The sequence below is a fragment of the Aeromonas sp. HMWF015 genome (genome assembly GCF_963878965.1).
Lineage (GTDB): Bacteria > Pseudomonadota > Gammaproteobacteria > Enterobacterales > Aeromonadaceae > Aeromonas > Aeromonas veronii.
On record NZ_CAWNZT010000341.1, the window covers coordinates 1 to 11,455 of the forward strand.

At 56.0% G+C, this 11,455-nt stretch carries 7 protein-coding genes and 1 pseudogene; 4 read left to right on the forward strand and 4 right to left on the reverse strand.

Going from position 1 to position 11,455, the window contains the following annotated elements; genetic code table 11:
* A partial coding sequence (locus AACS18_RS17100; RefSeq protein WP_219927983.1) for a hypothetical protein occupies positions 1-1,215 on the forward strand: 1,215 nt, incomplete at its 5' end.
* A 632-nt stretch (positions 1,216-1,847) separates the two neighbouring features.
* Here AACS18_RS17100 and guaA read toward each other — a convergent pair.
* The 3 genes from guaA to AACS18_RS17115 form a co-directional block, all read right to left on the reverse strand.
* Entirely contained in the window at positions 1,848-3,437 is a 1,590-nt protein-coding gene (gene guaA, locus AACS18_RS17105) for a glutamine-hydrolyzing GMP synthase (protein WP_040066364.1), read from the reverse strand.
* 84 nt (positions 3,438-3,521) lie between these two features.
* Positions 3,522-4,985: an IMP dehydrogenase gene (guaB, locus tag AACS18_RS17110; protein WP_005345006.1), complete on the reverse strand. Its 1,464-nt coding sequence runs from the start codon at positions 4,983-4,985 to the stop codon at positions 3,522-3,524.
* 439 nt (positions 4,986-5,424) lie between these two features.
* On the reverse strand, positions 5,425-5,979 hold the full coding sequence (locus AACS18_RS17115; RefSeq protein ID WP_108612816.1) for a cytochrome b: 555 nt from the start codon (positions 5,977-5,979) through the stop codon (positions 5,425-5,427).
* A 290-nt stretch (positions 5,980-6,269) separates the two neighbouring features.
* On the opposite strand from AACS18_RS17115, the gene xseA reads away from it, so the two are divergent.
* Positions 6,270-7,649: an exodeoxyribonuclease VII large subunit gene (xseA, locus tag AACS18_RS17120; protein ID WP_108612817.1), complete on the forward strand. Its 1,380-nt coding sequence runs from the start codon at positions 6,270-6,272 to the stop codon at positions 7,647-7,649.
* A 127-nt stretch (positions 7,650-7,776) separates the two neighbouring features.
* Here the strand turns inward: xseA and AACS18_RS17125 are convergent, their stop codons facing one another.
* On the reverse strand, positions 7,777-8,496 hold the full coding sequence (locus AACS18_RS17125; RefSeq protein WP_108612818.1) for a GntR family transcriptional regulator: 720 nt from the start codon (positions 8,494-8,496) through the stop codon (positions 7,777-7,779).
* 247 nt (positions 8,497-8,743) lie between these two features.
* On the opposite strand from AACS18_RS17125, the gene mngA reads away from it, so the two are divergent.
* Together mngA and AACS18_RS17135 are read left to right on the forward strand one after the other, a co-directional pair.
* Complete coding sequence (gene mngA / locus AACS18_RS17130) at positions 8,744-10,690, forward strand: PTS 2-O-a-mannosyl-D-glycerate transporter subunit IIABC (RefSeq protein ID WP_108612819.1); 1,947 nt, start codon at positions 8,744-8,746, stop codon at positions 10,688-10,690.
* 86 nt (positions 10,691-10,776) lie between these two features.
* A pseudogene (locus AACS18_RS17135) lies at positions 10,777-11,455 on the forward strand (alpha-mannosidase); the annotation flags it as partial.

An 11,455-nucleotide genomic window follows, 5' to 3' on the forward strand; every position in this document is an offset into this window, starting at 1 on the left:
CTATGGATGGGCCTGATTCTTGCCCAGTCAAGATTAGATTTTAAAGTTATCGATAACATCTTAAAAAAAATAGAACATAGAGGAATTTCTGAATCAGACGCCAATTTTTCAAGCATGATATCAGCAACTGTCCTTGAAAATCTTTGGGATGGACTTAAAGAAAAAGAAAAAATTATATTAAGAACGTTATCCATATGCAATGTCTCCGAATCAGAAGAGGATTTATCTAAAATAGTTGAAAGAAAAATCAATTTCAATCAGTACACAAAAGCTATTCGTGCATTAAAACACCTAAACCTAATAATATCCAAGGAAAGTGAAGGTTATATCGAACTTCACCCTCTAGTTAAAGAGTTTATAAAAGGAAAATATGACAGAAAAGAGCAAGAAAGTTATATAACGCTATATGTTAACTATCTAAATGGATTTATTTTATTAATAAAGCAGCGTTTTGGGCATGTCCTTCCACCTGATGATATTGACCTAGTATCAAAAAAGATAGAAGTGCTTATCAATGCAGATAAAGTCAACGATGCAATAACTGAATTAAGACTGGTATGTGAGAGCTTTTTTATTTCAGGATACTGTGAGGAATACTTAAGACTATCAGACTCAACACTTCAAAGAGTCATATGGACACACAAAAAAATAAATGACATTCAAGGATTCTTTGATTTTATCGATTCATTTTTTACACGTGCGGTTGAATTTGGTCGAGATGACCTGTTTGATAAATACATGCTCAAGTTCACTCAACTTTTTCAAACCCCTGATAAAACAATGATTTTATCTAAGTCTGCATTATGTCACAAACATTGGATTAATTCAGATTATAAAAATGCCATCACGTATGGGAAAAGCGCTTCCGATTTAATTGATGTTCTAGGTGAAAACGATGTTTGGTCTGGGAAGCATAGGTACCATCTCTCATTACGAGACTCACAAATCAATGCAAACGTTGACCTTGCAATTAAATTTTTCTGCAACGATAAAACCATTGAAGAGATGTGCTCTAAAATAATCCACGATAACCTTTCATCAGCATATGGAAATGTAGGAAGATGTTTGTTCTATCTGGGTGACCGAGACTCCGCTCTTTTACTATACTGTAAATCATTTAAAATCTTCTCTTCCGACAATCCAAAGTATTTTGAGAAACACAATATTGGCTACGCATCTAAATGGATATATGAGGTTTTATTAGAACAAGGGTGAGTACCAAGGTTCACTTTACTTTTTACTACATGCAAGAAATACGTGGAAGGATGATTTACCAGGGGAGTCAAATAAAATAGAAAGGTACATCTCCGACATTCCTTATAGTGTAGCGACACAATCTATTATTAGTTTAGAATCATGGCAAATTACAAAGTATTGCAAAGATTGGGTTGACTCATATTTAAATAGAACTTAAAAATACGCCGCCTTTAGCGGCGGCATTTTCTATTGGCACATAAAAACCTGATTAATAAAAACAGAGTCAGCCCAATTATATATACTGTTAAACCTATTCAATAGGTATATTTCTGGCTATTATATAATCGTTATTTTCGTATTTTTCATACATTGAATAACATTATTCTTCTCTGCAAAGCTATTAATCTGAGTAAAACTTACCACAATACTGATGTTGAAACAGACAATATAGAAACATACCTAGCTCAGTGGAGGACTGGTAAAAATCACTCAACCGCGCTCGGCGTGTTGATAAGACAGCTTGATGACGAAACCTTCACTGGTCGCAGCATGGAATCAAATTTTTACGCAAACGATTGAGAAAAGAAAAGACGCCGCAAGGGCGTCTTTTTTGCATTTTTATGCTCGATGGGCAGAAGGGCGTGTGCCGCTTATTCCCATTCGATGGTTGCAGGCGGCTTGCCGGATACGTCGTACACCACGCGGGAGATACCGTTGATCTCATTGATGATGCGGTTCGATACGTGACCGAGGAAGTCGTACGGCAGGTGAGCCCAGTGAGCGGTCATAAAGTCGATGGTTTCGACGGCGCGCAGGGCAATGACCCAGTCATATTTGCGACCATCGCCCATCACGCCAACGGAGCGCACCGGCAGGAACACGGCGAACGCCTGGCTGACCTGGTTGTAGAGGTCGGCTTTGCGCAGCTCTTCGATAAAGACCGCATCGGCGCGGCGCAAGATATCGCAGTACTCTTTCTTCACTTCGCCAAGGACGCGCACGCCCAGACCCGGGCCCGGGAAGGGGTGACGGTAGAGCATGTCGTAGGGCAGACCCAGCTCGAGGCCGACGCGGCGCACTTCGTCTTTGAACAGTTCGCGCAGCGGCTCGACCAGACCCATCTTCATCTCTTCCGGCAGGCCGCCGACGTTGTGGTGAGACTTGATGACGTGGGCCTTGCCGGTCTTGCTGGCAGCGGATTCGATAACGTCCGGATAGATGGTGCCTTGCGCCAGCCACTTGGCGTTTTTCAGCTTTTTCGCTTCATCATCAAACACTTCGACGAAGACGCGGCCGATGATCTTGCGCTTGGCTTCCGGCTCGTCAACACCGGCCAGAGCAGAGAGGAAGCGCTCTTCCGCTTCAACCTTGATGATGTTGAGACCAAAGTGGTCACCAAACATCTCCATCACCTGCTCGCCTTCGTTCAAACGCAGCAGACCGTTGTCCACGAAGACGCAGGTCAGGCGATCGCCGATGGCGCGGTGCACCAGCATGGCAACCACGGAGGAGTCGACACCACCGGAGAGACCGAGGATCACTTCATCGTCCCCCACCTGCTCGCGGATGCGGGCAACGGCGTCGTCGATGATGGTGGCCGGGGTCCAGAGGCATTCGCAGCCACAGATGTCTTTGACGAAGTGCTCCAGCATGCGGGCACCCTGACGGGTGTGGGTCACTTCCGGGTGGAACTGCACGCCGTAGAAGCGCTTGGCTTCATTGGCCATGGCCGCGTGGGGGCAGGTCGGGGTCTGGGCGATGGTGGTGAAGTCGGCCGGAATGGTAGTGACCTTGTCACCGTGGCTCATCCAGACATCCAGCAGGGCATTGCCGTTGTCGGCGATGGCATCTTCGATGTTGCGCAGCAGCGCGCTGCTCTTGCCAGCTTCGCCCAGCACTTCCACCTTGGCGTAACCGAATTCACGCTCGGTGGAGGATTGCACCTTGCCACCCAGCTGCTCGGCCATGGTCTGCATGCCATAGCAGATACCGAACACAGGGACACCGGCGTTGAACACATACTCGGGGGCGCGCGGGCTGCCCGCTTCGGTGACGGACTCGGGGCCGCCGGAGAGGATGATGCCGCTCGGATTGAATTCGCGGATCTGCTCTTCGGTTACGTCCCAGGCCCACAGTTCGCAGTAAACGCCGATTTCGCGCACGCGGCGGGCGATCAGCTGGGTGTACTGGGAACCGAAGTCGAGGATAAGGATACGGTGCTGGTGAATGTCTTTAGTCATTTTATTCCTGCATCAGGCTGATGTTGTCACAAAGGGCACGGGATAAAAAAAGGGTGGAAAAACGGGGCGCAGGGCCCCGTTTTATCAGCCCATCCGATAGTTGGGGGCTTCTTTGGTAATGGTCACATCGTGGACGTGGGACTCTTTCATCCCGGCGCCGGAGATACGCACAAATTCAGCTTTAGTGCGCATGTCGTCGATGGTGGCGCTGCCGGTCAGGCCCATGGAGGAGCGCAGGCCGCCCATCTGCTGATGGATGATCTCTTTGAGGCGACCCTTGTACGGCACGCGACCTTCGATGCCTTCCGGCACCAGCTTGTCGGCGGCGTTGTCGGTCTGGAAGTAGCGGTCGCTGGAGCCTTTGGACATGGCGCCCAGGGAACCCATACCACGGTAGGATTTGAAGGAGCGACCCTGATAGAGCTCGATCTCGCCCGGCGCTTCTTCAGTACCGGCGAACATGGAACCTACCATGACGCAGCTGGCGCCCGCGGCGATGGCCTTGGCGATGTCGCCGGAGAAGCGGATACCGCCATCGGCAATCACCGGAATACCGGTGCCTTCCAGCGCATCAACGGCGTCGGAGATGGCAGTGATCTGGGGCACGCCCACGCCGGTCACGATACGGGTAGTACAGATGGAGCCCGGGCCGATACCGACCTTGACGGCGTTGACACCGGCAGCAGCCAGCGCCTTGGCGCCCGCGGCGGTCGCCACGTTGCCACCGATGATCTGCAGATCCGGATAGGCGTCGCGAGTGGCCTTGATGCGATCCAGCACGCCCTGGGAGTGGCCGTGGGAGGAGTCGATCAGCAGCACGTCTACACCGGCTTCTACCAGCGCAGCGACGCGCTCTTCGTTGCCAGCACCGGCACCAACGGCAGCACCGACCCGCAAACGACCCTTGTCATCTTTACAGGCGTGGGGCTTGCGCTCAGCTTTCTGGAAATCTTTAACGGTGATCATGCCCTTGAGTTTGAAGTCGCCGTTCACCACCAGCACTTTTTCGATACGGTGCTTTTGCATCAGGGCAACCACCTCTTCACGAGGGGCCCCTTCACGCACGGTGACCAGACGATCTTTCTGGGTCATGATCTGTTCAACGGTCTGGGAGAGGTCAATCACGAAGCGCACGTCACGGCCGGTGATGATACCGACCAGCTGATTGCCGTCAGTCACCACGGGGTAACCGGCGAAGCCGTTCTTGTGGCTCAGCTCCTTGATTTGGGCGATGGTCATGTCAGGGCGTACGGTGACGGGGTCAGTGACCACGCCGCTTTCGTACTTCTTGACCTTGCGCACTTCGGCAGCCTGCTGCTCGATGGACATGTTCTTGTGGATAAAGCCGATACCGCCTTCCTGGGCCAGTGCAATAGCCAGACGGGCTTCGGTCACTGTGTCCATGGCAGCGGAGATCATCGGGATGTTCAAGCTGATGGCGGAGGTCAGCTTGGTACGCAGATCGGCAGTATTGGGAAGAACTTCGGAGTGGGCGGGAACCAACAGTACATCGTCGAAGGTTAACGCTTCTTTGGCAATCCTGAGCATGGCAATATCTCACCGTTGAGGAAGTGGGGGTGTAAAATATTGCCGACGAAGTTTACTCACGCATTGGTCACTGGTAAAGAAGTTTTTTGAATTTTTTATGGCATAGCCCTCTTTTAGGCGACCAAAACGCCAAAAAACCAAGATTATCAGTACGAAAAGCGCCATTTCGGGGCAAAAGAGTTGGCTAACCGGTGATTTATGCAAAACTGGTAGGTGCCGACGCAGCGCAACCCCCATGCAACGGGATGATCGACAGGAGCTCAGGGGCAAGCGGCCTCTGACCACCCTCCCCTTGTTTTGTGTCCTTGTATTGTCTCTTGCACTCGCGGCAACCACTCGCACCGGTATCATTCTCCTCTCCATGCCCTTTGCTCGGTCTGGATAATAAATCTCACCCACTGAAATATATATTTTCAGTCACAACAAGGGTTGCCTTTCTTTAATATTTTCGCCCCACCATCCGCAGCAAGGTATTATCTTTATCCAGCAGATGATGTTTCAATGCCCCGACAATGTGCACCAACAAAAATGCCAGTATGATATATGGCAAATAAATATGGACTGTGTGAGCAATATCCCTAACGGATTCACTGAATGGAATCACATTGGCAGGATCATGGATATCTGGATTCATCGGGATAATAGACCAGCCAAATATCGCGACACCTCGGCCAGCCGCTGCGGAATAACAGAGACCGGACACAGGAATAAGCAGCGTTGAAATCAGCAAACCCCAGTGGATCGCCCTGGCTGCCAATGCCTCGTAAACAGGATATTGACGCACAGGCTCAGGCCACCCTTTAACAAGGCGGAGAATGGCGCGGGGCAGGATCAAGATCAGTGCAATCACCCCCAGAGATTTATGCAGGGCATAGAGATCCCATATTTCAAATTTCACCATCAGATAACCTACAAGGGTCAGGCCAATCATCAGCAAGGCAACCGACCAGTGCAGCAAACGGGTCGTCAAACTTAAGTGGGTTGAGGGATTCATAAGCTACTCCAAACAGGGGGGCGAGTGAACGCTGGTCAAGATGGTGGTGCCGTGAATATCAGCAGCACCTAAGAGATCAACGGCATCGAGGCAAGCCGTAACTTGGTCAGATGCAGGCAAGCGCGAGGGCTTTGTCGGGAGCCATACTGCCTGCCCGAATAAACGGCAGCGTTTCCAATCTTGCTTTTCTGCTGCTGACGCCTCCTGCTTAGCGCCCTCCCCCTGTTTCGGGTTAAGATAGCGGCCACCGTTTTATCCCGGCCACGCCGGAGCAGACCACAGGTACGCCATTGAACCGATTTACCCCATCCAGTGCGGCGAGCGGCCGCGAGCAGCAGGTCTTTACCGTCACCCGCCTCAACAGCGCCGTGCGCATGATCCTGGAGCAGGATCTGGGGCTGGTGTGGCTGACCGGCGAGCTCTCCAATCTGGCGATGCCAAGCTCCGGCCACTGGTACTTCTCCCTCAAGGACATGTCGGCGCAGGTGCGCTGCGCCATGTTCAAAGGCAACAACCGGCGGGTGGCCTTCCGCCCGCAGGATGGCATGCAGGTACTGGTGCAGGCGCGAGTCTCTCTCTATGAGCCGCGCGGCGACTACCAGCTGATCATCGAGTCGATGCAGCCGGCAGGCGACGGCGTGTTGGCGCTGCGCTTTGAGGAGCTCAAGCGCCGTCTCGGCGCCGAGGGGCTGTTTGACGAAAGCCGCAAGCGGCCGCTGCCCCGTGAGCCGCGGGCGGTGGGCCTTATCACCTCAGCCACCGGCGCCGCCCTGCACGATATGCTGACGGTGCTTAAACGGCGCGCGCCGGATCTGCCGGTCTTTATCTACCCGACTCAGGTACAGGGGAGCGCCGCCATCAGCCAGATCGTCGCGGCGATCGCCAAAGCGAACCAGCGCGCCGAGGTGGATGTGCTGATCGTCGGGCGGGGTGGCGGGTCGCTTGAAGATCTCTGGTGCTTCAACGAAGAGGCGGTGGCGCGCGCCATTGCCCACTCCGCCATACCTGTGGTGAGCGCGGTGGGCCACGAGGTGGATGTCACCATCAGCGACTTTGCCGCCGACTTGCGCGCCCCTACCCCGTCGGCCGCCGCCGAACTGGTGGCGCCGGACAATCAGGCCCGTATCCAGCGCCTCGCCCACCTCAAGCAGCGACTGCTGCAGGCGATGAGTCGCCAGCAGACCGCTGCCCGCCACGATTTCATCCTGCTGCAAAAGCGGCTCGACCATCAGGATCCGAAACGGCGGCTGGAGCAGCAGTCCCAGCGCCTCGACGAGCTCTCCACCCGTTTGCAGCAGCTATTGCGCCAGCGGTTGCATCAGGGAGAGCGGCGGCTCACCAACCTTGAGCTGCGCCTGCAGGGCAAGAGCCCGGAGCGCTTGCTGGCCGCTGGCAAGCGCCGCCACCAGCTGGCCGAGGAGCGGCTTCATGCCCTGATTGCCAAGCGCCAGGATCTGGCCAGCCACCGCCTCGCCATGCTCACCGCCCGCCTCGATGGGGTGAGCCCGCTCGCTACTCTCGGTCGTGGCTACTCCATCACTCGCACTGCGCGCGGTGAAGTCATTAGTCGCGCCGATCAGGTCAGCAGCGGCGACCAGCTCATCACCACCCTGGCGCAAGGGAGCTTGCAAGTACTGGTCGAGGAAATCATCAACGACTCAGCGCAGTAGATCGGCTGCGTCAGACCACCAGCCAGTCTGCTATTTAGCCCGGCTAATCGGCCAGTTAACCGACCAAAAAAAGGCCACCACCGCAAACACGGTGGTGGCCTTTTTCATCGTGGGTGCTGTCGCCTGCTCACCCCTTGGCGCGGCGCGCGACCAGAGTGAACTTGTAGTCATCGCTCTTGAAGAAGTTGCGACTGAACTCGAACACAGTGCCATCTTGTAGGAAGCCACGGGAGACCTTCTCGATAATGGGCTTGGCGGGATCGATACCGAGCGCCTCCACCACCTGCGCCGAGGGGAGCACCGGGATGATCTCCTGCTCGCTGCGGTCGATCACCAGCTGCTTCACCTCCTCGATGTAGTGGTACTTGGAGCCCTGCATCACCGCATAGCTGAGATCGGGGAAGAGGGCGAGCGGCATCCAGGTCTCCTCCAGCGTCACTGCGATCTGGCGAATAAAGCGCACCCGCTTGACGTAGTAGACCAGCGCCCCTTCCAGCAGATTGAGCCGCTCGGCCAGCTCGCTACTCGCCTTGATCACCTCGAAAGCGAGAATATCGCTGTGGGTCTCGGCCGCCGGATCGGTCACCTTCTCATAGAGGCTGGTGAGCTGATAGATGTCGTAGTTCACCTTCTCCTGCCGCACGTAGCTGCCGCTGCCCTGAATGCTCTCGATGACGTTGAGTTCGGTCAGCTGCTTGAGAGCCTGACGCACCGTCACCCGGCTCACCCCGAACTGCTCGCGCAACTCGGCTTCGGTGGGCAGAGCATCGCCGGGGGCCAGATCCCCTTGCGCGATCCACTGCTGGATAGTGTCTGCTATCTGGCGATACATGGGTTTTTTCGACACGAAAGGCCACCTCGTCGGCTCTGCGCCATGATAAATGGAAGAGGCGCCATTCTACCCCAGTTGCCCGGCAGACAAAACGGCTCGGCCTCATTTGACCTAACAAATCACTTTGAACAAACAATACAAAAACAATACAAATAACGAATTGTATGATACCACTCACAAAAATCAGTCGGCCGGTTTGTTAGCATCGCTGTCACTTTCACCATGACGGCTTGCTGGCAAGCCAACCTGACAGAGGATCATCATGAATCTGACCAGTCTTACCGGCCCCCATCTCATCACGTTGCAAACCCGGTTTGCCGATCGGGATGCGGCCATTCATGCCCTGGCTGATCGGCTCGATCAGGCCGGCAAGCTGCACGACAAGGCGGCCTTTCTGGCCGCGGTCATGGCCCGCGAGGCGCAGGGCCCCACCGCTCTTGGCGAAGGGCTGGCAGTGCCCCACGGCAAGTGCGATGCGGTGCGTGAAGCGGCCTTTGCCGTCGCGACCTTAAGCGAGGAGCTGGGCTGGGAGGGGATTGACGGCCCCGAGCCGGTCAACCTGATCTTCATGCTGGCGATCCCGACCGATCAGGCGGGCTCCACCCATATGCAACTGCTCACCACCCTCACCACCGCCCTGGTGGATGACGATACCCGCGAGGCGGTGCTGGCAGCCAAAAGTGCCGAGCAGCTGATGGCGCTGCTCGATGGTGAAGGGGATAGCAGCAAGCAACCAGCAAAAGAAGACAACTTAGATACAAATCAACCCACTGTGGTCTGTGTCACCGCCTGCCCGGCGGGGATCGCCCATACCTATATGGCCGCCGAATATCTGGAAAAGGCGGGGCGCAAGCTGGGCATTCGGGTACTGGTCGAGAAACAGGGCGCCAACGGCATCGAGGATCGCCTGCCGCAAGAAGCGCTCGATGCAGCGGTGGCCTGTATTTTCGCCGCCGAGGTGGCCATCAAGGAGCAGGAGCGTTTCGCCGGCATCCCCCGTATCGAGACGCCAGTGGCCGAGCCCATCCGCCATGCCGAACGGATCCTGAATGACGCGCTGGAAGCGGCCAAGGGTGGGCGCACCGCCCCGACTCCCAACACCAACCAGAGCGATGCCCCAAGCGGCAAGAAGGTGAGCCTCAAGACCGAGCTCAAGCAGGCGCTGCTGAGCGGTATCTCCTTTGCCGTGCCGCTGATCGTGGCGGGCGGTACCGTGCTCGCCGTCTCTGTACTGCTGGCCCAGATCTTCGGCTTGCAACATCTGTTTGATACCGAGAACTCCTGGCTCTGGATGTACCGAAAACTCGGCGGTGGCATGCTGGGCACCCTGATGGTGCCGGTGCTGGCGGCCTATACCGCCTACTCGCTGGCAGACAAACCGGCGCTGGGCCCGGGCTTTGCGGCAGGGCTTGCTGCCAACATGATTGGCTCCGGTTTTCTCGGCGGCGTGGTCGGTGGTCTTATCGCCGGTTACCTGATGCGCTGGGTCAAGCAGCATGTGCGCCTTAGCCCCAACTTCAACGGCTTTCTCACCTTTTACCTCTATCCGGTGATCGGCACCCTGGTGGCAGGCAGCCTGATGCTGTTTGTCATCGGCCAGCCGGTGGCCTGGCTCAACAACAGCCTCACCGAGTGGCTCAACGGCCTCTCCGGCACCAACGCGCTGGTACTGGGCGCCCTGCTCGGCTTTATGTGCTCGTTTGACTTGGGTGGCCCGGTCAACAAGGCGGCATACGCCTTCTGCCTCGGCGCCATGGCCAACGGGGTCTACGGCCCCTACGCCATCTTCGGCGCGGTCAAGATGGTTTCGGCCTTTACCGTCACTGCCTCCACCCTGCTGGCGCCGCGCCTGTTCCAGACCTTCGAGATTGAGACCGGCAAGTCGACCTGGCTGCTGGGGCTGGCAGGGATCACCGAGGGCGCCATTCCGATGGCTATCGAAGATCCGATCCGGGTGATCGGCTCCTTCCTAGCAGGCTCAGTCGTCACCGGCGCCATGGTGGGTGCCATGGGGATTGGTCTCTCTACCCCGGGGGCCGGCATCTTCTCCCTGTTCTTGCTCCACGATGGCGGCCACGGCGCCCTGATGGCTGCCGCCGTCTGGCTCGGTGCGGCGCTGGTGGGCACCCTTATCTCCACTCTGGTGCTGATCGGCTGGCGCCGTCACGCCATGCAGCGCGGCACCTATCAGGTGGTCGCCGCAGAGTAAGGCTCATCTTCACCACCGTTTTTTCAACAGACTATTTTTCCGCACGGCAGGCAAGGGCCGCCGTGCGTCAGCAAAGGATCATTGTCATGACAGTTTCACGAGTTCACATCACGCCGCACATGCACTGGGATCGGGAGTGGTACTTCACCACCGAGGAGTCCCGCATCCTGCTGGTCAACAACATGGCGGAGATCCTGGCGCGTCTTGAATCCGACCCTGACTACAAGTTCTATGTGCTGGACGGCCAGACCGCGGTGCTGGAGGATTACTTCGCCATCCAGCCCGAGAACAAGGCCCGGGTGAAGGCGCTGGTGGAGGCGGGCAAGCTCATCATCGGCCCCTGGTACACCCAGACCGACACCATGCAGGTGAGCGGCGAGTCCATCCTGCGCAACCTGCTCTACGGGATGCGCGACTGCCTTAGCCTTGGCGAGCCGATGAAGATCGGTTACCTGCCCGACTCGTTCGGTATGTCCTCCCAGCTACCCCACATCTTCAACGGCTTCGGGATCGATCGTGCCATGTTCTGGCGCGGCTGCTCCGAGCGCCACGGTACCGACAAGACCGAGTTCCTCTGGCAGAGCAACGACGGCAGCGAGGTGACCGCCCAGGTGCTGCCGCTCGGCTACGCCATCGGCAAGTACCTGCCAGAAGATGAAGCGGGGCTGCGCAAGCGGCTCGAATCCTACTTCGAGGTGCTGGAGAAGGCCTCGGTGACAAAGGATATCCTGCTGCCCAACGGCCACGACCAGATGCCGCTGCAAC